Source organism: Bradyrhizobium sp. USDA 4472, from assembly GCF_054058595.1.
The window spans coordinates 2,401,312-2,422,501 of record NZ_JBSSAM010000001.1 but is presented as its reverse complement, the minus strand read 5'-3'; the positions used below and the strand labels follow the sequence as shown (position 1 = coordinate 2,422,501).

Below are 21,190 nucleotides of genomic sequence, written 5' to 3'. Positions count from 1 at the left end.
TCTCTGTGCCTTCGAATCGCATCACTTAAGCGGAGGCGGCGCAAAGCGCATCCGCAAATGACGACATAGGCCAGATTTGGCGCAGCCTCAAATCGGAATGAAACAGCGTCAGCGCTTGTCCGGGCCTTCGCGGGCGGCAATCTGCTCGACGAGATCGACGATCGAACGGCGCAGCTTCGAATCGGTGATTCGGGTGAACGCCTTGGTCAGTGCGAGCCCTTCTGAGGTCGCGAGGAAGTCCGAGACATAGGAGGGCGAAGCACCTTCGGCGAAACCGTCCGGTCCGGCGACGCCGCTCGGTCCGCCCTCGAACAGGAACGACACCGGCACCTGCAGAATCTCCGCAATCTGCTGGATGCGGCTGGCGCCGACGCGGTTGGTGCCTTTCTCGTACTTCTGAATCTGCTGGAAGGTCAGGCCCAAAGCTTCACCGAGCTTTTCCTGACTCATGCCCAACATGATGCGGCGCATACGCACGCGACTGCCGACATATTTGTCAACAGGGTTGGGCGCTTTCGACATGTCCTCAGCCCTCCAAACACCACCCGCGGCGCAATCAAAACGTTTGCCTCAGGCGACAGCGACGTCAAAACTTCACCCTGATTGGGGAAACATTGCGGAGAAATTTAGCAATGCACCGCTGACTTGTGCAGCCGGTGCAGAATGGGGAGCCGCCGTGCAGTCTGTCAACCGTGGGACTGCCGTTCTCAAGGGATTCCGGCCGCTGCGCCGATCTCGGTGTGATCAGGGGAGCCGTTTGGCGAAACGTCGTCGCACCGCCAGAATGACGGCCAGTGCGACAAGCATGGCTGCGGGGATGTCGCCTATCCTCGCATAGATCGTGGGCGGGATTGCCGTGGGCAGATTTGCATCCAAAATGCCCTCGACCCCGAGGCCGAGGCTGGCCACCGTGCGTCCCACCGGATCGATCACTGCCGAGATGCCGGTGTTGGCCGAGCGGACCAGCGGCAGTCCAAGCTCGACGGCGCGCATCCGCGCCTGCTCCAGATGCTGGTACGGACCGGTCGAGATGCCGAACCAGCCGTCATTGGTGAGGTTCACCATCCAGCCCGGGCGCTCGTCACGCGTGCCGACCTCATCGGGGAAGATCGCCTCGTAGCAAATCAGCGGCAGCGCGGGCGGTGCGCCCGGCACCGGCAGCACGTGCCGCACCGTACCGGGAATGAATCCGCCACGGACCCGCGTCAATTGCTCGAAGCCAAGCTTCTCCATCGTGTCCTGGAACGGGAGATATTCGCCGAACGGAACCAGATGCAGCTTGTCGTAGACGGCGAGCACGCTGCCGTCATGGTCGATCAGATAGATCGAATTGTAGGCGCGCGTGATCGGCCTGCCCGGTGGCAGATCGGGCGCACGCACCGATCCGGTGATCAGCACCGTGCCCTTGGGCAGCAACTCGGCGATCTCGGCCATCGCATCGGCTTCGCGGGTCAGGAAGAACGGAAAGGCGGATTCCGGCCAGATCAGGATGGTGGCATCGCGCACACCGGTCGATTGGGGGCCAGATGCGCGGTCCGACAGCGCGAGGTATTTCTTCATCACCTCCGCCTTGGCGGAGTAGTTGAACTTCGCATCCTGCTGCAGGTCCGGCTGCATCAGGCGCAGCCTGGTGCCGGCGACCATCGTGGTCGGATGCAGCGACAGGCGGATCGCGCCGAAGATACCCATGACGACCAGCAGGGCGAGCGCAGCGGCCGGCACGCGCCAGGGCAGGCTCCGATTGCGCGTGCGGTCGATTAGCACCGCCGGCGCCGAGAAGATCGCAATCGTGAGGAACGTCATGCCCCATTGGCCGATCAGGGACGCCGTCTGCGCCAGCGGCAGCGGCTCCGACAGCGCATAGCCGAAGGCGTTCCAGGGAAAGCCCGTGAGCACGTGCCCGCGCAACCATTCGCCGATGGTGAGGCTCGCGGCGAGCGCGAGAATGCGGGTGGCGTCCCTGGTCCAGAGCAGGCGGGCCAGCCCGAAGCCGATCGCAGTGAATATCGAGAGATAGGCGGGCAGGCCCAGCACGGCGAACGGCGTCAGCCAGGCGAACACGTCCGCCTCGACGAAGAAAGCCTTGCCGATCCAGTACAGGCCAGGGACGAAATAACCGAGCCCGAACCAGTAGCCGGTCAGCGCCGCAGCGGGGACGCCGCCATAGCGCCCCGCGCCGGCGCCGTCGATCAGCCAGACCATCACGGGGAAGGTGATGAACAGCACGGGCCACGCATTGAACGGTGCGAGCGCGAGAACGGATAACGCGCCACACGCCATCGCCAGGAGCGCGCGCTTCCATCCCCAGGTCAGGATGATGGCTAGCGCGATCTGCCGAAATCGCTGGAACGCGTTCACTGCGAACCGGTCCCCTCGCCGGGCGGCGGGGCCGGCGTGTCGCCGGCCGACGGCTGGCCGCTATCCGGCGCGGCCTCGCGGCGGCTTCTCTCGCGCTGGGTGCGCGGGGCGGGACGTTCCTTCCGTGTCGAGATGCGCAGCCGCTTGACGCGGCGCGGATCGGCATCCAGCACTTCGACCTCGTAATTGCCGGGGCCCGAGATCACCTCGCCGCGCACCGGCAGGCGGCCGACGAAGCTGACGAGATAGCCGCCGAGCGTCTCCACCTCCTCGCCGGCCTCGCCGGTGACGAAGTCTTCGCCGATCACGGTGCGGACGTCGTCGAGGCTGGCGCGGGCGTCCGCAATGAAGGCGTTGTCGCCCAGGCGGACGATCGACGGCGGCTCGTCGCTGTCGTGCTCGTCGTCGATCTCGCCGACGATCTGCTCGACGATGTCCTCGAGCGAAACCAGGCCGTCGCTGCCGCCATATTCGTCGACGACCAGCGCCAGGTGAATGCGCGTGGCCTGCATCTGCGCGAGCAGGTCGATCGCCCGCATCGACGGCGGCACATAGAGCAGCTTGCGGATGATGCGGGCGTCCTGCAGCGGCAGCGCGAGATCGACGGCGCGCAAATCGAGCCCGGCCGGCAGCGGCTTCTTGCGTTTGGTCTTGGTAGCCTCCGACACACGCGCGCGCGCCGTCATGAAGGCGAGCAAATCGCGGATGTGAACGATGCCGACGGGATCGTCGAGCGTCTCATTGTAGACGACGAGGCGCGAATGGCCTGCGCTCTCGAAGCGGTCCATCAACTCGCCGAGCGGGATGTCGCGCTTCACTGCGATGATGTCGGCGCGATGCACCATGACGTCTGCGATGCGGCGCTCGTGCAGGCCGAGGATGTTGCGCAGCATGGTGCGCTCGACCGCGGAGAAGCCGGTGTCATCGGGCGTCGACGCGTCGAGCACGACCTGGAGATCGTCGCGCACCGAGCCCGCCTTCCAGCCGAACAGCGAGCGGATGGCGCGAAGCAGCCAGCCGTCCGCCGTCGGGCGCATGACCTCGCCCGGCGCCACCACGGCCGGCAGGTTGGCCGTGTTGCGCGGATTATCGTGAATAGGCTCGGAATCCGGCATCTCAGTGCGTCCCCGCGCGGTCCGCATAGGGATCGGGAATGCCGAGATGCGCCAGGATCGCGGTTTCGAGCGCTTCCATCTCCTCCGCGTCGTCGTCGTTCTCGTGATCGTAGCCGATCAAGTGCAGGAAACCGTGCACCGCGAGATGGCTCAAATGATGATCGAACGGCTTGTGTTCCTCGTCCGCCTCGCGCCGCATGGTCTCGTAGGCGATCGCGATGTCGCCAAGCATGCGCGGCGCATCGCCCGGCTTCCACTCGCCTTCGGGCTGCAGCGCGGGAAACGACAGCACATTGGTCGGCTTGTCCATGCCGCGCCAATTGTTGTTGAGGGTGCGGATGCCGGCATCATCGGTCAGCATCACGGCCACTTCTGCCTCGGCGACGTCTTCGCCGACAGATTCAGCGGCGGCTGCAACGGCACGCTGGATCACGGCTTCGGCGTCAGGCTCGCTTTGCCAGCAATCGGCGACGACGAGGACCTCTGTGGTGGGAAGGTTGGGATGTGACATGGCTTTGTTCGGAACGATAAGGCGCAGTGTCAGCGCCCGCTTGGTCCTGATGTTGTCACGTCAGGATTTGTTGCCGGCCGGCGCCCGCTGCGGCGACCCTTCATAGGCGGCGACGATTCTCGCCACGAGCTCGTGGCGGATCACGTCCTCGGCCTTGAAATGAACTTGCGCAATGCCCTCGACGCCGCTCAACAGCCTGGTCGCCTCGGCCAGACCCGAGGTCTGGCCATTCGGCAGGTCGATCTGGGAGGGATCGCCCGTCACGATCATGCGGCTGTTCTCGCCGAGACGGGTCAGGAACATCTTCATCTGCATCGATGTCGTGTTCTGCGCTTCATCGAGGATGATCGCGGCATTGGTCAGGGTGCGGCCGCGCATGAAGGCGAGCGGCGCGATCTCGATCTCGCCGGTCTGCAGCGCGCGCTCGACGATGCGCGCGTCCATGAGGTCGTAAAGCGCGTCGTAGATCGGACGCAGATAAGGATCGACCTTCTCGCGGAGGTCGCCGGGCAGGAAGCCGAGCCGTTCGCCGGCTTCGACCGCCGGACGCGACAGGATGATCTTGTCGACTTCCTTGCGCTCGAACAATTGCGCGGCATGCGCGACCGCGAGCCAGGTCTTGCCGGTGCCGGCCGGGCCGATGCCGAACACCAGCTCATGGCGCTTCAGCGCGCGGATGTAGGAATCCTGCGCAGCCGTGCGCGCACGCACCGGGCGCTTGCGCAAGTTGATGCTGTCGAAGGCCGATTTGGCCGATTTGGCGTCGAACTCGAACAGCGACCCTTGCGCGATCACGGCACGGATCGCGCCTTCGACCTCGCCCTGGTCGACATCCTGCCCCTTCACCGCGTGCGCGTAGAGCGTCTCCAGCACGCGCCGTGCCGCGTCGCAGCCGTCACGGGTGCCGCCGATGGTGATGTGGTTGCCCTTGGAGTCCACGACGACGCCGAGCCGCCGCTCGATCTGCGCCAGGTTCTGACCATAAGGCCCGACCAGCGCGGATGCGGCGCGATTGTCGTCGAAGTCGATGACGACCTGGGTCTCGGGCGGAACTTGCATGTCGCGATCAAACTTGCGGCTGGGAGCGATAGAAGACGAATCCGATGCGCTTTTGGGCAAGGGTTCAGGCTCCCGTGGCGATGGATGATAAAGCGGGCTCGCGCGCACCGCGTGGCGTGGCGAGCTCGCCGAGGAAACTGTAACGCTCGAGACTGTCGATCCTGACAGGCAGGATTTTGCCGATGATGTCGGGAGAGGCCATGACGTGTGCGGGCTGGAGGAAGGCGGTGCGGCCGACGATCTGGCCGTCCTTGCGCGCCGGGCGTTCGAACAGCACGTCGACCGTTGAGCCAATCGCAGCCTTGTTGAAGGCCGATTGCTGGCTGTCGATCACTTCCTGGAGCCGCTCCAATCGCTGGTCCATCTCGGCGGGGGACACCGTCTCCTGCATATCCGCCGCCGGCGTTCCCGGCCGGGCGGAGTATTTGAACGAATACGCCGCAGCGTAGCCGATTTGCGAGACAAGCGCGAGGGTGGCGAGAAAATCTTGCTCGCTCTCGCCGGGGAAGCCGACGATAAAATCCGATGAAAAAGCAATGTCTTGGCGAGCGGACCGGAAACGGTCGATTACCTCGCGATAATCATCGGCGGTATGTTTCCGGTTCATGGCGGCGAGAATCCGATCCGACCCCGACTGCACCGGCAGATGCACGAACGGCATCAGGGTCTCGAGATCGCGATGGGCTGCAATCAAACTGTCATCGACGTCGCGGGGATGGCTGGTCGAGTAGCGCAGCCGCGCGATGCCGGGAATTTTGGCCAGGTGCTCCAGCAGCTTGCCGAGGCCCCAGGTTTTCCCGTCTGGTCCATCGCCGTGATAGGCGTTGACGTTCTGCCCGATCAGCGTGAGTTCGCGCACGCCGTTCTCGGCAAGCCGCTTCACGTCGTCCACGATCTTCGCGACGGGGCGCGAGACCTCGGCACCGCGCGTGTAGGGCACGACGCAGAAGGTGCAGAATTTGTCGCAGCCTTCCTGCACCGTGACAAAAGCGGAAATGCCGCGCGCGCGGATCGCATCGGGCTTGGGCTGCGCAAGGAAGCCGAACTTGTCGGCGGCGGGAAATTCGGTCTCGATCGCGCGGCCTTCATGGCCGGCGCGCTTCAGCAGTTCCGGCAGATGATGGTAGCTCTGCGGTCCCACCACGACGTCGACTGTGGGCGCGCGCCGCACGATCTCCTCGCCCTCGGCCTGCGCCACGCAGCCCGCCACGGCGATCTGCATGGCGCGGCCCTCGCGCGCGGCCCCGTCCTTGGCGACGCGCAGGCGGCCGAGCTCGGAATAGACCTTTTCGGAGGCCTTCTCCCGGATGTGGCAGGTGTTGAGGATGACGAGATCGGCGTCTTCGGCGCTGGCAGTCTCCACGAATCCTTCCGGCGCCAGCGTATCCACCATGCGCTGGGCATCGTAGACGTTCATCTGGCAACCATATGATTTGATGTGCAGCTTGCGCGGCGGCGTCATGGAACCCGGAGGTGAGGTGGAGGACGGCTCTCAAATATAGGCTGAGGGGCCGAAAATCCAGCGATTGGGGGTCATAAGGTCATTCCGGGGCGCCCGCAGCCCGAGCGAACCCGGAATCGGAAGGTTTTCGGCGAGATTCCGGGCGCAATGCTAAATTGCCCGGGAATGACCGCGACGTTTACCCCGCCAGAGCGCCCGCTCCGGCCCGTCGGACCAGCTCGGGTAATTGCCGCATGTCGTCGAACGTCACGGCTGCCCCCGCGGCGCGCAGCCTTTCGGGGTGACCCGGCGGGCAGTGGCTGCCTCCGTGAAAGCCGAGCACCGTCATTCCGGCTGCGTGCGCGCCTGTCACTCCGGGGACGCTGTCCTCGATCACGAGGCACCGTTCCGGTGCGGCTTTCATCTGGCCAGCGGCAAACAGGAACAGATCGGGTGCGGGCTTGCCGCGTGCGACCTGGCTTGCCGAAAAGATGTGCGGAGCGAGCAGGTCGTGCAGCCCGGCACAGGTCAAGCCGTGAAGGATCTTGTTTGGTGTGCTGCTCGATGCAACGCATTTGGGTAAATCGATTGCGCCGATCGCCGCGGCCACATGGGTGATCGGTTGCAGATCGCTCGCGTAACACTGCAGCGTGGCAGCATTTACCTGTTGTTCCAGATCATCGGGAAGATCGCGACCGATTTCCTGCTCGACTATCCGCCGCGCGTCTTTCTCGGAGACACCGAGGAAGCGCACCAACACCTGCTCGGAGGTGATCGGATAACCATGCCGGGTCAGCACCTCCGCATGTGCGCGACAGGAGATGACTTCGCTGTCCACGAGCACGCCGTCGCAATCGAAGATGATGAGATCTATCGGCACGAGGCTTAGGACGTCGGCTTGTCGTCGTCGAGCGGGACGCAATAGAGCTCGAGCCGGTGATCAACCAGCTTGTAGCCGAGCTTGCGGGCGATCTCGGCCTGAAGTTTCTCGATCTCTTCGGAGGTGAACTCGATCACCTTGCCGTCGCGCAGATTGATGAGATGGTCGTGATGGCTGTCGCGCATTGTCTCGTAGCGCGCGCGGCCCTCGCGGAAATCGTGACGTTCGATGATGCCGGCATCTTCGAACAGCTTGACCGTGCGATAGACCGTCGAGATCGAGATCTTGTCGTCGACCGCGACGCAGCGCCGGTACAATTCCTCGACGTCAGGGTGATCGACTGCTTCCGCAAGCACGCGGGCGATGACGCGGCGCTGCTCGGTCATGCGCATGCCGGTGGCGGCACAACGCGCCTCGATGCCTGTGGCCTTGGATGCGGAAGAAGGTTTAAGTCCAGTCATATCGTGTCCGCCTGACGGGGCGCTGTCCGCCACCGATGTTACGACAAGTCACGTCGCATCAGAAGCGCGTTCAATTGTTCCCCGTTGGCCTGCTTATAGTAGCGTTCGCGGCGGCCGACCACCACGAATCCGCCCTTGTCATAGAGCCGTCGCGCCGGCTGGTTGTTCTCTTCGACTTCCAGAAATATCGTTCGCACCCCGCGTCCTGCAAGGTGACCGAGATGGGTCATCAGCAGGGTGCGGGAGAGGCCGCGGCCGCGATGGGACGGGTCGACCGCGACGGAGAGGATCTCGGCTTCGTCCGCGCCGATCCGCGACACCGCAAAGCCGATGATCTTGCGCCCCAGGCGCAAGCGATGAACGAGCGTGTTGCGTTCGCTCAGCATGGCCTCGAATTCGCTTTCGCCCCAGCCCTGCGCAAAAGAGGCGCCGTGAAGCTGCGCCAGCCGCTGCGCGTCGCGCGCCGACGCGGGCTCGACGGCGGCCGTGCCGCCGCGCCACCATTCAGACAGCCATTTCATCATGAGGTGGCGGCTGGAGCTGCGAACAGCGGTTGGGCCGCCGGCTTTGCGTCGGGCGCCTTCAGATAGAACGGCCGTGCCGGAGTCGTGTCCGGATTCGCCGCGGCGCCGAGCCATGCCACCCAGCTGACGTCGGGCGCGGGCTGCGCGTCGACCGCGACGGGTCGCGGCGCATCCGCCGGCCAGCGATCGGCGAGAATCTTGGCGGCGTTGCCGACCAGATGCGGCGCGCCGAATTGCGAAGCGGCGATCGCCTCGTCGATGGCAGCAACGCTCGGCCGCACCAGCAGACTGCCGTCGCCGCCGACGATCTGGAAATAGACGTGATCATGCCGCGCATCGATGGCCGAGATCACCGGCGCGGGTCCGCTCCGGCCGACGATGGGGGCCGCAAAGGCCGACAAGGTCGTCAGCCCGACGGCCGGGCGCTTGGCCGCAAGCGCGAGACCGCGGGCCGCCGAGATCCCGACCCTCAGGCCGGTAAAGCTGCCAGGGCCGACGGTGACCGCGATGCGGTCGAGCGACGTGAAAGTGAGATCGGCCGACTGCATGACGCGCGCGATCATCGGCATCAGGGCCTCGGCATGGCCGCGCTTCATGAGCGATTGCTCCCGCGCAAGGAGCTCGCCGGCGTCGGTATCAAGCACGGCGGCCGCGCATGCCTCCAGCGCGGTATCGATGGCAAGAATCAACATGAAAAAGCGAATGGCTGATGGCGAATGGCGAATAGTCTAGCCGATCGGAATGCCATTCGCCATTCGCTACTCACCATTCGCCCACTGGTTACATCGGCCGGACTTCGACCACGTCGGGCACGAAGTGCTTCAGCAGGTTCTGGATGCCGTGCTGGAGCGTCGCGGTCGATGACGGACAGCCGGAGCAGGCGCCCTTCATGTTGAGATAGACGATCCCGTCCTTGAAGCCGCGGAAGGTGATGTCGCCGCCGTCATTGGCGACGGCCGGCCGCACCCGCGTCTCGATCAGGTCCTTGATCATGTCGACCGTCTCGGCGTCGGCCTCGTCGAAGAACTCGTCTTCGTCGTCGAGATCGGTGTCGCCCTGCGCTTCGCCGCCGGCGAGCAGCGGCGCGCCGGACATGTAGTGCTCCATGATGGCACCCAGGATCGCGGGCTTGAGCTGCTGCCATTCACCATCAGCCTTGGTCACGGTGATGAAGTCGGATCCATAGAACACCCCGGTGACCCCGGGCACATCGAACAGCTTTTCCGCGAGCGGCGAACGCGTTGCGGCTTCGCGGCTCGAAAACTCCATCGGGCTGCCGTCGGACACGGCGCGGCCCGGAATGAACTTCAGCGTGGCGGGATTGGGGGTCGCTTCGGTTTGAATGAACATGGCTTTCTCCAGACGTCGCCGGTTCAAGGCCGGCGCGTGCTCCATCCAGTAGCAGATGGCGACGGGGAACGCACGATCAAGGGGCGAATCGAGGTTCGCCCAAGGATTTCAGCAGGTTATGGCGTCCTCAGCGTCGGCGGATGAAGCCGACGATGTCCTTGGAGAGGTTCATGGTCTCCTCGGCGATGGCGCGGGCCCGGTCGGAACCGTCGTTCAGGATGGTGTCGATGTGGCCGGGGTCGGAGACCAGGCGCTTCATCTCGCCGGCTATCGGTGCGAGCTTGGTGACGCACAGCTCCGCCAGCGCGTTCTTGAAGCTGGAGAACTGACCGCCGCCGAATTCGCGCAGCACGTCCGCCTTGGAGCGATTGGCGAGCGCGGCGAAAATGCCGACGAGATTGTCCGCTTCGGGGCGCGCTTCCAGGCCCTTTTCCTCTGAGGGCAGCGGCTCCGGATCGGTCTTCGCCTTGCGGATCTTCTGCGCGATGGTGTCGGCGTCGTCGGTCAGGTTGATGCGCGAATTGTCGGATGGATCCGACTTCGACATTTTCTTGGTGCCGTCGCGCAAGCTCATCACCCGCGTCGCCGGCCCCGTGATGAAGGGTTCCGGCAGCGGGAAGAACAGGCCATCACTGGCGCCGTGGCTACGGATCGAGTCGCCGAAATCATTGTTGAACTTCTGCGCGATGTCGCGCGAGAGCTCGAGATGCTGCTTCTGGTCCTCGCCAACAGGAACGTGAGTGGCGCGGTAAAGCAGGATGTCGGCAGCCATCAGCACGGGGTAGTCGTAGAGCCCGACGGAAACGTTCTCGCGATCCTTGCCCGCCTTCTCCTTGAACTGGGTCATGCGGTTCAGCCAGCCGAGGCGCGCGACGCAGTTGAAGATCCAGGTAAGCTCGGCATGGCCCGCGACCTGACTCTGGTTGAACACGATGTGCTTCTTCGGATCGATGCCGCTGGCGATGAACGCAGCGGTCACCTCCCGGGTAACACGGGCGAGCTCGGTCGGCCCGCCCCAGACGTCCACGCCCTGCGTGATCGCGTGCATGTCGACGACGCAATAAATGCAGTTGTGGGTTTCCTGCATCTTTACGAAGTTGACGATCGCGCCGAGGTAATTGCCGAGATGCAGATTGCCCGTCGGCTGGACGCCCGAAAAAACCCGTTCAACGAATGGCATGGCACGCCTTCCCATAGGTGGTCGGCCGTCGTTTCCAACAGCGGCGCTGCCCCGTCAAGGGCAATTCGCTAAGTGGGCCGTTTCAGGGCGTTGACCGCCGCGCGCAGGGAGGCGGCGCCAAGGATTTGCAGGAGCAGGCCATAGACGGTGATCCCGGCCGCGATCTGCAGGACCAGCACGATGAAGCGGGCGAGGCGGTGGGTCTCTGAGGGTATCAGCCCCGTGGTCAGCCAGAGCAGGGCACCCATGGCGGCTGCGGCAAGCACGATTCGCGGCAGCCGCTCGCGGGCGTCGGCATCGACTGAGAAGCCGAATTCGCTGGTGCCTCTCCGGAGCAGCGAGACGGCGCTGCTCCAGGCGCCGGCGGCGATGCTCGCGGCGATCCCGCTCGCGCCGAAGAAATGCCCGAGCACGACGGCGAGCGCGATCGCCGCCACCAGGCCTTTGGCGGTTGCGAGCAGCGGCGCGATCGTGTCGCCGCGGGCAAAGAAGGCGGGCGACAGCGCCTTGATCAGCACGTGCGCCGGCAGACCCAGCGCCAGCCAGATCAGCGCGCGTGAGGTCGCCGCGCTGTCCTCCGCGCCGAAGGCGCCATGCTCGAACAACAGCCGCACGATCGGTTCGGCCAGCACGGCGAGGCCGAGCGTAGCGGGCAGTGCGAGCCCGGCTGCGAGTTCCAGTGCGCGCGATTCCGCATGCGCGACGGCCGCGCGGTCGGCGCTCCCCACCGCGCGCGTCAATTCCGGCACCAGCACCGTGCCCATGGCGACGCCGACAATGCCGAGCGGCAGCTCGATCAGACGGTTGGCGAAATACAGCCAGGAGACGGCGGATGGCGTGGCCGAGGCGATGATCGCGCCTGATACCATCAGCCATTGCGGGCCGGAGCTTGCGATCATGCCGGGGATCGCCTTGGCGAAGAAGCCGCGCATCTCCTCGCCGAAACTCACGCGCAACGGCGTCGCAAGTTGCGCGCTTCGCTGCGACAGCAGCATCAGGAGCTGCAGCAGGCCGGCAATTCCGACGGTCGCCGCCAGCGTCCATGCCGCCAAGGACGCATCGGCGTGCCAGGCAAGCAGCGTCGCGATTGTCCCGATCAGCGCGATGTTGAACAGCAGCGGCGAGAACGCCGTGAGCGCAAATCTCCCCTGCGCGTTCAGCAGCCCCATCAGAACCGTGACCGGGCCGGCAAAGGCGAGATAAGGCAGCATCAGCCGCCCGTTCTGGACGGCGAGATCGAGCGAGGCGCTTCCGACGAAGCCCGGCGCGATGACCATGATGATCACGGGCATCACAAGCGCAATGCCGATCGAGATCACGATCAGAACCACGCTGACCGTGCCGAGCACGCGTCCGGCGAAGGCAGACGCAGCCTCTTCGCCGTCGCGCTCCCGGACGCGCAGCCAGGCCGGGATCAGGGCCGCATTCAACGCCCCTTCGCTCAGCAGCCGCCGCACCACGTTGACGAGCTGGAAGGCGGCCAAAAAGGCGTCCGCCACGACGCCGGTGCCGAGCAGCGCCGCGATCAGGGAATCGCGAGCAAAGCCCAGCAGCCGCGATGCCAGTGTTCCCGTCGAGACGGTCAGGAAGGAGCGGATCATTGCGTGGATATACCATAGCGTTTTCGAGCGAAGTGGTCTCCGGCTCGCGTGAAGAAAACGCGTCAGAAGACAACGCTCGTTGCTTGCCCGTGGCGGCCCGGTCGTGATAGGCCGCGAGCCAGATTTCAGGCCGACAGGAAGCGGATTTCCGTGGGGTCCGCAATGCGGCAAACAGGATCAAGGTGAATGGCTGACGCGAAATATGACGTTCTCGGCATCGGCAACGCGCTGTTCGACGTGCTGGTCCGGACCGACGAGGCTTTTCTCGCCAAGCACGGCATGACCAAGGGCAGCATGTCCCTGATCGACGAGGCCAGGGCCGCCGCGATCTATGCCGACATGGGCCCGGCGACGGAAGTCTCCGGCGGCTCGGCCGCCAACACCATCGTCGGCATCGGCAGCCTCGGCGCACGTGCCGCCTATGTCGGCAAGGTCAAGGACGACCAGATCGGCAAGCTCTATGTCCACGACATCCGCGCTTCGGGCGTCGCCTTCAATACGCCGGCCGCGAAGGACGGCCCCGCCACCGGCTGCTCCTACATCCTGGTCACCGGTGATGGCGAGCGCACCATGAACACCTATCTCGGCGCGGCGCAGGATCTGTCGCCGGCCGATATCGATGCGGCCGAGATCGCTTCCGCCAAGATCGTCTATCTCGAAGGCTATCTCTGGGATCCGCCGGGCGCCAAGGAAGCCTTCCTCAAGGCCTCAAAAATTGCCCACGAGGCCGGCCGCAAGGTGGCGTTGACGCTGTCGGACTCCTTTTGCGTCGGCCGTTATCGCGACGAATTCCTGGGGCTGATGCGGGGCGGCACCGCCGACATCGTGTTCGCCAACGAGTCCGAGCTGCACTCGCTCTACGAGACCTCCGATTTCGACACCGCGCTCAAGCAGCTGCGCAACGACGTCAAGCTCGGCGTGGTCACCCGCAGCGAGAAGGGCTGCGTGGTCGTGACGCCGACGGATGCTGTCGCCGCACCCGCTTCGCCGATCACGGAGCTGGTTGACACCACCGGCGCCGGCGATCTGTTCGCCGCCGGCTTCTTGTACGGCCTCTCGCGCGATCTCTCGCACAAGCAGTGCGGCGAGCTTGGCGCACTTGCGGCCGCCGAAGTCATCCAGCACATCGGCGCGCGTCCGCAGGTTTCCCTGAAACAGCTGGCGCAGCAGCGCGGACTGACGGTCTAGCGCGCGTCTCTCTCCTCGTCATTGCGAGGAGCTCGCGACAAAATTGCAAAGCAATTTTGCGCTGAAGCGACGAAGCAATCCAGACTGTCTCTGCGGGGCAGGCTGGATTGCTTCGCTACGCTCGCAACGACGATGCGGCGTCAGGTGTGCGTACCACCTCACGCCGTCTTCGCGGCCTTCAGCCCCAGCCGCTGCTCCACCGCATCCCGCATCACGAATTTCTGGATCTTGCCGGTCACGGTCATCGGAAATTCGTCGACGAATTCCACATAGCGCGGGATCTTGTTGTGGGCGATCTGGCCATCGCAGAAAGCGCGGACCTCCTCCGCGGTCAGCGTCTCGCCCGGCCTGACGCGGATCCAGGCGCAGAGCTCCTCGCCGTAGCGGCTGTCAGCCACGCCGAAGATCTGCACGTCCTGGACTTTGGGATGACGGTACAGAAACTCCTCGATCTCGCGCGGATAGAGGTTCTCGCCGCCGCGGATCACCAGGTCCTTGATGCGGCCGACGATGTTGCAATAGCCCTCGTCATCGATGGTGGCGAGGTCTCCGGTGTGCATCCAGCCATTGGCATCCAGCACATCGCCGGTCTTTTCCTTCTCCTCCCAATAGCCAAGCATGACGCTGTAACCCCGGGTGCAGAGCTCGCCGCGTTCGCCGCGCTTGACGATCCTGCCTTCGAGATCGACGATCTTCACCTCGACATGCGGATGAATTCGCCCGACGGTGGAGACGCGCCGTTCCAGCGGGTCGTCCGTCGCGCTCTGGAAGCTGACCGGGCTGGTCTCGGTCATGCCATAGGCGATGGTGACCTCGCCCATGTTCATCTCGGTATTGACGCGCTTCATCACCTCGATCGGGCAGGGCGCGCCGGCCATGATGCCGGTGCGCAGCGATCTCAAATTGAAATTCTTGAACTCGGGATGATCGAGCTCCGCGATGAACATCGTCGGCACGCCGTACAGCGTCGTGCATTTCTCCTGCTCGATCGCGCGCAGCGTCGCCAGCGGATCAAAGCCTTCGCCGGGATAGACCATGGTCGCGCCCAGCGTGACGGAGGCGAGGTTACCCATCACCATGCCGAAGCAGTGGTAGAGCGGCACGGGAATGCAGATGCGATCCCGTTCGGTCAGCCGCATCGCACGTCCCGTGAAATAACCGTTGTTGAGGATATTGTGGTGGGTCAGCGTCACGCCCTTCGGTGATCCCGTGGTGCCGCTCGTGAACTGGATGTTGACGGGATCGTCGAACTGAAGCGCCGCGCCGAGCGCGGCGAGCTGCTCGCGATGCTTCGCGCCGCCCATGCGCGCGACGTCCTCGAAGGCGACAGTCCCGGGCGCCGAAGGTCCGCCGATCTGGATCACCATCCGCAGCGCCGGCAGCCGCGCCGCCTGCAACTGCCCGGGCCTGGCGCTCGCGAGCTCCGGCAGCAGCGTGTTGAGCATCTCCATATATTGGCTGGTCTTGAACGCCGTCGCGGTCACGATCGCAGCGCAGCCGACTTTCTTCAGCGCGAATTCCAGCTCGCTGAGCCGATAGGCGGGATTGATCGTCACCAGGATCAGGCCGGCCTTGGCAGCGGCAAATTGAGTGAGCGTCCATTCCGGACGGTTCAGCGACCAGATGCCGATGCGTTCGCCGCGTTCCAGGCCGAGCGCGAGAAAGCCTGCGGCGAGCGCGTCGACACGTTCGGCGAATTCCGTCCAGGTCCAGCGCACGCCGTGGCCGGGCGCGACCAGCGCCTCGCGGCTGCCCCAGCGCCGCACCGCATGGTCGAGACTGCGGCCGATGGTGTCGCCGAGCAGCGGCGTGTCCGAGAGGCCGCAAACGTAGCTGTCGGCTTTGCCTGCAAGATCGTTGACCAAGTTCGCCTCCTCGAATCATTGCCCCGTGCCCTGGAGCCGATGGCCTTCGGGCACGAGGTTATCCCTTGCCGGGAAGGCGCGCGACGCCGCGCGCCTCATACTAAGGGGTTAGGCCGCCTTCTTGCCGCTGCCCGCATCGAGCCCGGCATAGACGCCTCGCTCGAATCCCGCGAACGCCTGTAAGCATTTTGCATCGACGAACGGCAACACCTGCATCAGGATCACGCCGGAAACATCGCGCTCCGGGTCGATCCAGAAATAAGTGTTGGCGAGACCAGCCCACGCGAGGCTGCCGGCACTGCGGCCCTCCGGCGTCTTGGCCGTATTGATCAGAAAGGACAGTCCCCACTTCTTCACGATGTCGGGGAAGAGATCGACGTCGTTGGTGTACATGGGCGCCACGGTGGTCATCTTGCCGATGGTGAGATCGCCGATGTGGTTCTGGCGCATCAGCGCGACCGTCTCGGGCTTCAGCAGCTGGTTGCCGCTGCCGCGGCCCTGGTTGAGGATCATCTGGGTAAACTTGATGTAGTCGCCGGCCGTGCTGTAAAGGCCGCCACCGCCCATGTGGAATTCCGGGTTCTGCTCGATCTCGAACGGGATCGGTGTCAACGATCCATCTTCGCCGCGCGCATGCGTGGCGACCAGCCGCTTGCGCATGTCCTCGGTGATCTTGAACGCGGTGTCGTTCATGGCGAGCGGCGTGAAGATGTTGTCGCGCAAGTAGGCATCGAGACGTTTGCCGCTCACGGCCTCAATCGCCTTGCCGACGAAGTCGATGTTGATGCCATATTCCCAGCGCGTTCCGGGGTCGGACATGATCGGAGTCTTCAGCGCGACGTTCTGGCAGGAAAAGATGTTCGGGGTTCCGGTCTTCTCCAGATATTGCGCGCAATCGCCGTTCCACACGTTGTAGGCGAAGCCGGCGGTGTGGGTCATGAGCTGGCGCAGCGTGATCGCGCTTTTCGCCGGCCGCAGTTTCGGCTCACCCTTGGCGTCAAAACCTTCCAGCACCTGCGGGTTGGCGAGATCGGGCAGCAGCGAACCGATCGGCGCATCGAGCGACAGCTTGCCCTGCTCGACCAGCTGCATCGCGCCGGCCGATGTCACCGCCTTCGTCATCGAGGCGATCCAGAATACGCTGTCCATTGTCATCGCATCGGGCTTGGATAGATCGCGCTTGCCGAACGCGCCCTGATACAGAACATCGCTGCCGCTGGCGGCGATCGCAACGACGCCGGGAATGTCCTTGGCGTCGCTTGCCTTGCTCAGAATCTGATCGATCTCAGCTTTGCTTTGCATCGCGTTTCCTCCGGTTTGATTATCGTTGGAAGTGATCGATTGTCCTCCCGCATCCGCTGCGCGGCAAGCGTGGCGATATGCATCCTGCGGTCGCGATGTCGTGACTTGACCGCCTGCGCTCCGCGCGGGACGACTGATCTGCAACACTTCTTCACAATCTGCGGTGGATCGCTGCAGCTCACCATGACCTTGGATGGGCTCAGGCGGTATGTTTCGGGTGTTTGAAGCACTTGAAACGTTTTGTGCGATGCGGCGTTGAGCTGATGGCCCGATCGGCGGCTGACGTTAAGACTTGAAGCAAATTTGGCGACCGCCTGGCGGCCGCGGGGGACCTGAGATGATTTCGACTTGGAGCGAATGGAAGCGCTATCCCCGTCCCGGACGGGGCGACAATCTGGAAGCGCCGATCTCGCCCGGTATTTACGAGGTCCGCATCGCAGGCACCGGTGCGCTTTATTCGTTCGGCGCGGTCGACAATCTGGCGCAATCGCTGGCGCTGCTGCCGGTGGGATCGAAGTCCTGGTTCGGCCGCCGCGATACCTCCGACGCGCCTGATCTCGAATACCGGACCTGCGCGACCTCCTCGAAGGCCGGTGCCAAGGCGGCCGCCGAGCGCATGATCGGCCGGCGCGAGACCTATCTGAACGGCGCAGCGTAGTTGCTGCTGGCATTTGCTCACGCGTCCGCAATGCCCGGCGGGGAGAGGCAAGAGGCAGCGCTGCCATTTTTACTCTCAGCAGATGTGCGTTGCGGGACCCTGCATTGTGCACCCGATGTCCCTATATTCCGGGCCGATCCTGATCGTCCGAGGAGTACGCCATGACGCCGACCGCCGCACGCGCCCAGCATGCCACAGCCACCCTGCGTGACCGGTTGAAGGACCCGTCGCTGCTGAAGGAGGCCTGCTACATCGACGGAGCCTGGGTCGGGACGCCCGTGTTTGCCGTGAATAATCCCGCGACCGGTGTCGAGATCGCGAAAGTTCCGCAGCTTGGCGCGGACGAGACGACCAAGGCGGTCGAAGCCGCCCAGCGCGCCTTTCCCGCTTGGGCCAGGCATACCGCCAAGCAGCGCTCCAACATTCTGCGCAAATGGTTCGAGCTGATCGTCGCCAGCCGCGAGGACCTCGCGCTGATCCTCACCTCCGAGCAGGGCAAGCCGCTGTCCGAGGCGCTCGGCGAGGTCGATATCGGCGCCGCCTATATCGAGTTCTTCGCCGAGGAAGCGAGGCGCGTCTATGGCGAGACCATTCCGACGCAGCGCCCCGATGCACGGCTGCTCGCGATCAAGCAGCCGATCGGCGTCTGCGGCGCCATCACGCCGTGGAATTTCCCGAACTCGATGATCACGCGCAAGGTCTCGCCCGCGCTCGCTGCGGGCTGCACCGTGGTGCTGAAGCCTGCCAACGAGACGCCGCTGTCGGCGCTGGCGCTGGCCGTGCTCGCCGAGAGAGCCGGTGTCCCGAAGGGCGTGCTCAACATCATCACGGGCGACGCTCCGCCGATCGGCAAGGTGCTGTGCGAGCATCCGGCAGTGCGCTTCGTCGGCTTCACCGGCTCGACCGCCGTCGGCAAGATCCTCTACCGGCAGGCTTCCGTCGGTGTGAAGCGGCTCGGCCTCGAGCTCGGCGGCAATGCGCCGTTCGTGGTGTTCGACGATGCCGACATCGACGCCGCGGTCGAGGGCGCGATCGTCTCGAAATACCGCAACATGGGCCAGACCTGCGTCTGCGCCAATCGCATCTACGCCCAGGACAAGATCTACGACGAGTTCGTCAAGAAACTGTCCGCAAAGGTCGCGGCGATGAAGATCGGCGACGGCACGGAAGCCGGTGTCACGCAAGGCCCGCTGATCAACATGAAGGCAATCGACAAGGTCGAGCGCCACATTGCGGATGCCGTCAAGCGCGGCGCCAAGGTCGTGACCGGCGGCAAGCGCAGCGAGCTCGGGCGGTCCTTCTTCGAGCCGACCGTGCTGGCTGATGTGAAGCCCGACTCGCTGGTATCGCAGGAAGAAACCTTCGGCCCGCTGGCGCCGGTGATCCGATTCAAGGACGAAGCGGACGTGATCGCGATGTGCAATGCCTCGCCGTTCGGCCTCGCGTCCTACTTCTACTCCCGTGATATCGGCCGCGTCTGGCGCGTCGCCGAAGCGCTGGAGTCAGGCATGGTCGGCGTCAACACCGGCCTGATCACGACGGAAGTGGCGCCCTTCGGCGGCGTCAAGGAAAGCGGTCTCGGGCGCGAAGGCTCGCGCCACGGCATGGAAGAATATGTCGAGATCAAATACGTGATGATGGCGGGGGTTTAAATCGGCGGGAGGCGGCCCGAAAGCCGCCTCCTGCTCCTCTCGTTTGTGCCTTTACTGACAGCGATACATGTGGCCGTCGTCCATCTTGGTTATCGTCCCGGGTTCGCAGACCATGCCGTTTCGCCTGCGCCATTCGTCCGGCGAGTAGGCGTAAGAGGCGTAGGGACCGCTATTCGCATAATAGTCCGTGCCCGTGTAGGGGCCGGTCCCCCATCCCGGTGACGTCGCGGCCATCGCGGCGGCCGTGCCAGCGGCTACGGCGCCCGCCCCGACTGCGGCGGCACCGTATCCGTACGCGGCTCGCCGCGCCTGTCGACGCGCCACGCCGGCAACGCTCACGGGAGTCAGCGGGCGACCGACGCGCGCCTGTGCGCTGTCGACCGATACCGAGACGCCGCGCTCCCCGGACCAGCCGAAGGAGAACAGCGCCGCGCAGGTGAACGTCGAGACTGCTATTGCAATTCTTGTCGCACGTGTACGTGTCATGTTTCGTCTCCATTGCTGTCTTCCAAATACGCTTCCGATGTCCAGGGGCCGTTGCGCGGTCCCTGGCGGTCTTCTTCGCGCTGGTTCAGGAGCGACGGCAACCGAAGCCATTTGCCTTCGGCGCAGGCGGCCGCACTTGCAATTCTGACAAGCAAAGGTTCATTGGAGGCACGCCCGGTCGTGCTCGAGTGCCAATGGCACACCGGATCATATTGGAAAGCGGGGCCAGGAGCTATTGTCCCAAGGGCGGCGCAATGGGTCACGCCAATTGCCCTATCAGAGGCTTTATCGGCACAAGCCGTCAGGGCCGCCGCGATTGTCAGGTTCGCAAAGGTCAGCCGAAATCAGCAGCTTGTGGCTGAGCGTGGGGGCTTTTCTCAGATCGCATCGAACTGATCCGTGTTCAGACATAGAGCACGCTGTCGACCTCGGCCTGGATGGGTGGGTCCGGATATGCGCTTCGCTTGTCCAGGACGACGACAGGGCTCTTCCCACGCCGTTGCGAATTAACCAGACCGTCTCCGAGGTAAGATCCTGGATTTCTCCGCTTCGCTCGCAACGTCGGAGCGAGAGGCAATGCGAGCCTAGATCTTGAGTTCGCGACCCGTCACCCGCCGATACGCTTCCAGGTACCGCTTGCTGGTGGCGTCCACCACGCTCGCCGGTAATGGCGGCGGCGGCGCGTCGCCGTTCCAGCGGCCGGCGCGGCGCTCGACGTCGAGATAGTCGCGCAAGGGTTGCTTGTCGAAGCTCGCTTGCGGCCGGCCGGGTTTATAGGCATCGACGGCCCAGAAGCGCGACGAGTCCGGCGTCATCACTTCGTCGATCAGGATGATGCGGCCGTCCTTGTCGCGGCCGAACTCGAACTTGGTGTCGGCGATGATGATGCCTTGCTCGCGCGCCAGTTCCTCGCCGAGCGTGTAGATCGCACGCGTCATGCTTTCGAGCGTGGTGGCGACGTCATCGCCGACGACCTGGCGCATCTTCGCGATGGTGATGTTCTCGTCATGCCCGGTCTCCGCCTTGGTCGCCGGGCTGAAGATCGAAGGGTCGAGCTTCTCGCTCTCGACGAGGCCGGGTTTCAGCGTCTCGCCGGCCAGCGTTCCACTCGTCGCATATTCCTTCCAGGCCGAACCGGAGAGATAGCCGCGGATCACGCATTCGATCGGGAATACGGTGGTGCGGCGCGACAGCATGGCACGGCCGAGGATTTCGTTGCGATGGGCTTTGAGCGCCGGGACGGCCGCGATGATCTCGTCGGTGTCGGCGCTGATCATGTGATGCGGCACGATGCCTTCGAGCTTATTGAACCAGTATGCACTGATCTGGGTCAGCACTGCGCCCTTCATCGGGATGGTCTCGCCCATCACGACGTCGAAGGCGCTGATGCGATCGGTGGTGAGGAGCAGCAGGCGGTCGTCGTCGACGGCGTAGACATCGCGCACCTTGCCGCGGCCGATCTTGGTCAGGGGGAGGTCGCTGGAGAGCATCGTGGTCATCGGCAGAGCTTTCGGAAAGGATATCCGGCCGCACCCGATGGCACGGCCGAAAACCGGATT

Annotated in this window: 20 protein-coding genes; 3 read left to right on the top strand and 17 right to left on the bottom strand. The window is 64.5% G+C overall.

Annotation, left to right across the window (positions count from 1 at the left end; all coding sequences use genetic code 11):
* Window positions 1-108: 108 nt before the first annotated feature.
* The 13 genes from ACVWZ4_RS11015 to murJ all read right to left on the bottom strand — a co-directional run bounded on the left by ACVWZ4_RS11015 (window position 109) and on the right by murJ (window position 12,480).
* Window positions 109-522, bottom strand: coding sequence for a helix-turn-helix domain-containing protein (locus ACVWZ4_RS11015; RefSeq protein WP_057746952.1), 414 nt, complete (start codon window positions 520-522; stop codon window positions 109-111).
* 222 nt (window positions 523-744) lie between these two features.
* Window positions 745-2,358 carry an apolipoprotein N-acyltransferase gene (lnt, locus tag ACVWZ4_RS11010; protein ID WP_456700615.1) on the bottom strand — a complete coding sequence of 538 codons (1,614 nt, stop codon included), beginning with the start codon at window positions 2,356-2,358 and terminating at the stop codon, window positions 745-747.
* Window positions 2,355-3,473 carry a hemolysin family protein gene (locus ACVWZ4_RS11005; RefSeq protein ID WP_456700616.1) on the bottom strand — a complete coding sequence of 373 codons (1,119 nt, stop codon included), beginning with the start codon at window positions 3,471-3,473 and terminating at the stop codon, window positions 2,355-2,357. Before ACVWZ4_RS11005 ends, lnt begins: the two co-directional genes overlap by 4 nt.
* A 1-nt stretch (window position 3,474) precedes the next feature.
* Window positions 3,475-3,984: an rRNA maturation RNase YbeY gene (gene ybeY / locus ACVWZ4_RS11000; protein WP_092236831.1), complete on the bottom strand. Its 510-nt coding sequence runs from the start codon at window positions 3,982-3,984 to the stop codon at window positions 3,475-3,477.
* A gap of 60 nt (window positions 3,985-4,044) precedes the next feature.
* Window positions 4,045-5,043 carry a PhoH family protein gene (locus ACVWZ4_RS10995; protein ID WP_456700617.1) on the bottom strand — a complete coding sequence of 333 codons (999 nt, stop codon included), beginning with the start codon at window positions 5,041-5,043 and terminating at the stop codon, window positions 4,045-4,047.
* Window positions 5,044-5,107: 64 nt separating this feature from the next.
* Complete coding sequence (gene miaB / locus ACVWZ4_RS10990; protein WP_456700618.1) at window positions 5,108-6,505, bottom strand: tRNA (N6-isopentenyl adenosine(37)-C2)-methylthiotransferase MiaB; 1,398 nt, start codon at window positions 6,503-6,505, stop codon at window positions 5,108-5,110.
* Between the two features lie 178 nt (window positions 6,506-6,683).
* Complete coding sequence (locus ACVWZ4_RS10985) at window positions 6,684-7,364, bottom strand: HAD family hydrolase (protein WP_456736737.1); 681 nt, start codon at window positions 7,362-7,364, stop codon at window positions 6,684-6,686.
* A gap of 5 nt (window positions 7,365-7,369) precedes the next feature.
* Window positions 7,370-7,825: a Fur family transcriptional regulator gene (locus tag ACVWZ4_RS10980; RefSeq protein WP_057746941.1), complete on the bottom strand. Its 456-nt coding sequence runs from the start codon at window positions 7,823-7,825 to the stop codon at window positions 7,370-7,372.
* A 38-nt stretch (window positions 7,826-7,863) separates the two neighbouring features.
* Window positions 7,864-8,349: a ribosomal protein S18-alanine N-acetyltransferase gene (rimI, locus tag ACVWZ4_RS10975; RefSeq protein ID WP_456700620.1), complete on the bottom strand. Its 486-nt coding sequence runs from the start codon at window positions 8,347-8,349 to the stop codon at window positions 7,864-7,866.
* Window positions 8,346-9,041 carry a tRNA (adenosine(37)-N6)-threonylcarbamoyltransferase complex dimerization subunit type 1 TsaB gene (gene tsaB / locus ACVWZ4_RS10970; RefSeq protein ID WP_456736735.1) on the bottom strand — a complete coding sequence of 232 codons (696 nt, stop codon included), beginning with the start codon at window positions 9,039-9,041 and terminating at the stop codon, window positions 8,346-8,348. The genes rimI and tsaB overlap by 4 nt, the downstream gene beginning before the upstream one ends.
* A gap of 88 nt (window positions 9,042-9,129) precedes the next feature.
* Window positions 9,130-9,699, bottom strand: a complete 570-nt coding sequence (locus ACVWZ4_RS10965; protein WP_456700622.1) for a NifU family protein — start codon at window positions 9,697-9,699, stop codon at window positions 9,130-9,132.
* A gap of 127 nt (window positions 9,700-9,826) precedes the next feature.
* Window positions 9,827-10,879, bottom strand: a complete 1,053-nt coding sequence (gene trpS, locus ACVWZ4_RS10960; protein ID WP_456700623.1) for a tryptophan--tRNA ligase — start codon at window positions 10,877-10,879, stop codon at window positions 9,827-9,829.
* Window positions 10,880-10,947: 68 nt separating this feature from the next.
* Window positions 10,948-12,480 carry a murein biosynthesis integral membrane protein MurJ gene (gene murJ, locus ACVWZ4_RS10955; RefSeq protein ID WP_456740280.1) on the bottom strand — a complete coding sequence of 511 codons (1,533 nt, stop codon included), beginning with the start codon at window positions 12,478-12,480 and terminating at the stop codon, window positions 10,948-10,950.
* Between the two features lie 186 nt (window positions 12,481-12,666).
* Between murJ and ACVWZ4_RS10950 the strand changes: the two genes are divergently transcribed.
* Window positions 12,667-13,668 carry an adenosine kinase gene (locus ACVWZ4_RS10950; RefSeq protein WP_456700625.1) on the top strand — a complete coding sequence of 334 codons (1,002 nt, stop codon included), beginning with the start codon at window positions 12,667-12,669 and terminating at the stop codon, window positions 13,666-13,668.
* Window positions 13,669-13,826: 158 nt separating this feature from the next.
* On the opposite strand, the gene ACVWZ4_RS10945 is transcribed toward ACVWZ4_RS10950, so the two are convergent.
* A complete protein-coding gene (locus ACVWZ4_RS10945) occupies window positions 13,827-15,533 on the bottom strand; it encodes an AMP-binding protein (RefSeq protein WP_456700626.1) in 1,707 nt (568 codons plus the stop codon).
* 108 nt (window positions 15,534-15,641) lie between these two features.
* Window positions 15,642-16,835, bottom strand: a complete 1,194-nt coding sequence (locus ACVWZ4_RS10940) for a serine hydrolase domain-containing protein (protein WP_456700627.1) — start codon at window positions 16,833-16,835, stop codon at window positions 15,642-15,644.
* A 337-nt stretch (window positions 16,836-17,172) separates the two neighbouring features.
* Between ACVWZ4_RS10940 and ACVWZ4_RS10935 the strand changes: the two genes are divergently transcribed.
* Window positions 17,173-17,493: a hypothetical protein gene (locus ACVWZ4_RS10935; protein WP_456700628.1), complete on the top strand. Its 321-nt coding sequence runs from the start codon at window positions 17,173-17,175 to the stop codon at window positions 17,491-17,493.
* 161 nt (window positions 17,494-17,654) lie between these two features.
* Entirely contained in the window at window positions 17,655-19,145 is a 1,491-nt protein-coding gene (locus tag ACVWZ4_RS10930; protein WP_456700629.1) for an NAD-dependent succinate-semialdehyde dehydrogenase, read from the top strand.
* A 51-nt stretch (window positions 19,146-19,196) separates the two neighbouring features.
* Here ACVWZ4_RS10930 and ACVWZ4_RS10925 read toward each other — a convergent pair whose 3' ends face one another.
* A complete protein-coding gene (locus ACVWZ4_RS10925; RefSeq protein WP_456700630.1) occupies window positions 19,197-19,631 on the bottom strand; it encodes a hypothetical protein in 435 nt (144 codons plus the stop codon).
* 584 nt (window positions 19,632-20,215) lie between these two features.
* Window positions 20,216-21,130, bottom strand: coding sequence for a phosphoribosylaminoimidazolesuccinocarboxamide synthase (locus ACVWZ4_RS10920; protein ID WP_456740279.1), 915 nt, complete (start codon window positions 21,128-21,130; stop codon window positions 20,216-20,218).
* Window positions 21,131-21,190 lie beyond the last annotated feature (60 nt).

What these genes read in the sequence shown, in the direction of transcription:
- ACVWZ4_RS11015 (WP_057746952.1), bottom strand. Translation starts at nt 522, where the DNA reads ATGTCGAAAGCGCCCAACCCTGTTGACAAATATGTCGGCAGTCGCGTG.
- ACVWZ4_RS11005 (WP_456700616.1), bottom strand. Translation starts at nt 3,473, where the DNA reads ATGCCGGATTCCGAGCCTATTCACGATAATCCGCGCAACACGGCCAAC.
- ybeY (WP_092236831.1), bottom strand. Translation starts at nt 3,984, where the DNA reads ATGTCACATCCCAACCTTCCCACCACAGAGGTCCTCGTCGTCGCCGAT.
- ACVWZ4_RS10995 (WP_456700617.1), bottom strand. Translation starts at nt 5,043, where the DNA reads ATGCAAGTTCCGCCCGAGACCCAGGTCGTCATCGACTTCGACGACAAT.
- miaB (WP_456700618.1), bottom strand. Translation starts at nt 6,505, where the DNA reads ATGACGCCGCCGCGCAAGCTGCACATCAAATCATATGGTTGCCAGATG.
- ACVWZ4_RS10980 (WP_057746941.1), bottom strand. Translation starts at nt 7,825, where the DNA reads ATGACTGGACTTAAACCTTCTTCCGCATCCAAGGCCACAGGCATCGAG.
- rimI (WP_456700620.1), bottom strand. Translation starts at nt 8,349, where the DNA reads ATGATGAAATGGCTGTCTGAATGGTGGCGCGGCGGCACGGCCGCCGTC.
- tsaB (WP_456736735.1), bottom strand. Translation starts at nt 9,041, where the DNA reads ATGTTGATTCTTGCCATCGATACCGCGCTGGAGGCATGCGCGGCCGCC.
- ACVWZ4_RS10965 (WP_456700622.1), bottom strand. Translation starts at nt 9,699, where the DNA reads ATGTTCATTCAAACCGAAGCGACCCCCAATCCCGCCACGCTGAAGTTC.
- trpS (WP_456700623.1), bottom strand. Translation starts at nt 10,879, where the DNA reads ATGCCATTCGTTGAACGGGTTTTTTCGGGCGTCCAGCCGACGGGCAAT.
- murJ (WP_456740280.1), bottom strand. Translation starts at nt 12,480, where the DNA reads ATGATCCGCTCCTTCCTGACCGTCTCGACGGGAACACTGGCATCGCGG.
- ACVWZ4_RS10950 (WP_456700625.1), top strand. Translation starts at nt 12,667, where the DNA reads ATGGCTGACGCGAAATATGACGTTCTCGGCATCGGCAACGCGCTGTTC.
- ACVWZ4_RS10940 (WP_456700627.1), bottom strand. Translation starts at nt 16,835, where the DNA reads ATGCAAAGCAAAGCTGAGATCGATCAGATTCTGAGCAAGGCAAGCGAC.
- ACVWZ4_RS10935 (WP_456700628.1), top strand. Translation starts at nt 17,173, where the DNA reads ATGATTTCGACTTGGAGCGAATGGAAGCGCTATCCCCGTCCCGGACGG.
- ACVWZ4_RS10930 (WP_456700629.1), top strand. Translation starts at nt 17,655, where the DNA reads ATGACGCCGACCGCCGCACGCGCCCAGCATGCCACAGCCACCCTGCGT.
- ACVWZ4_RS10925 (WP_456700630.1), bottom strand. Translation starts at nt 19,631, where the DNA reads ATGACACGTACACGTGCGACAAGAATTGCAATAGCAGTCTCGACGTTC.
- ACVWZ4_RS10920 (WP_456740279.1), bottom strand. Translation starts at nt 21,130, where the DNA reads ATGACCACGATGCTCTCCAGCGACCTCCCCCTGACCAAGATCGGCCGC.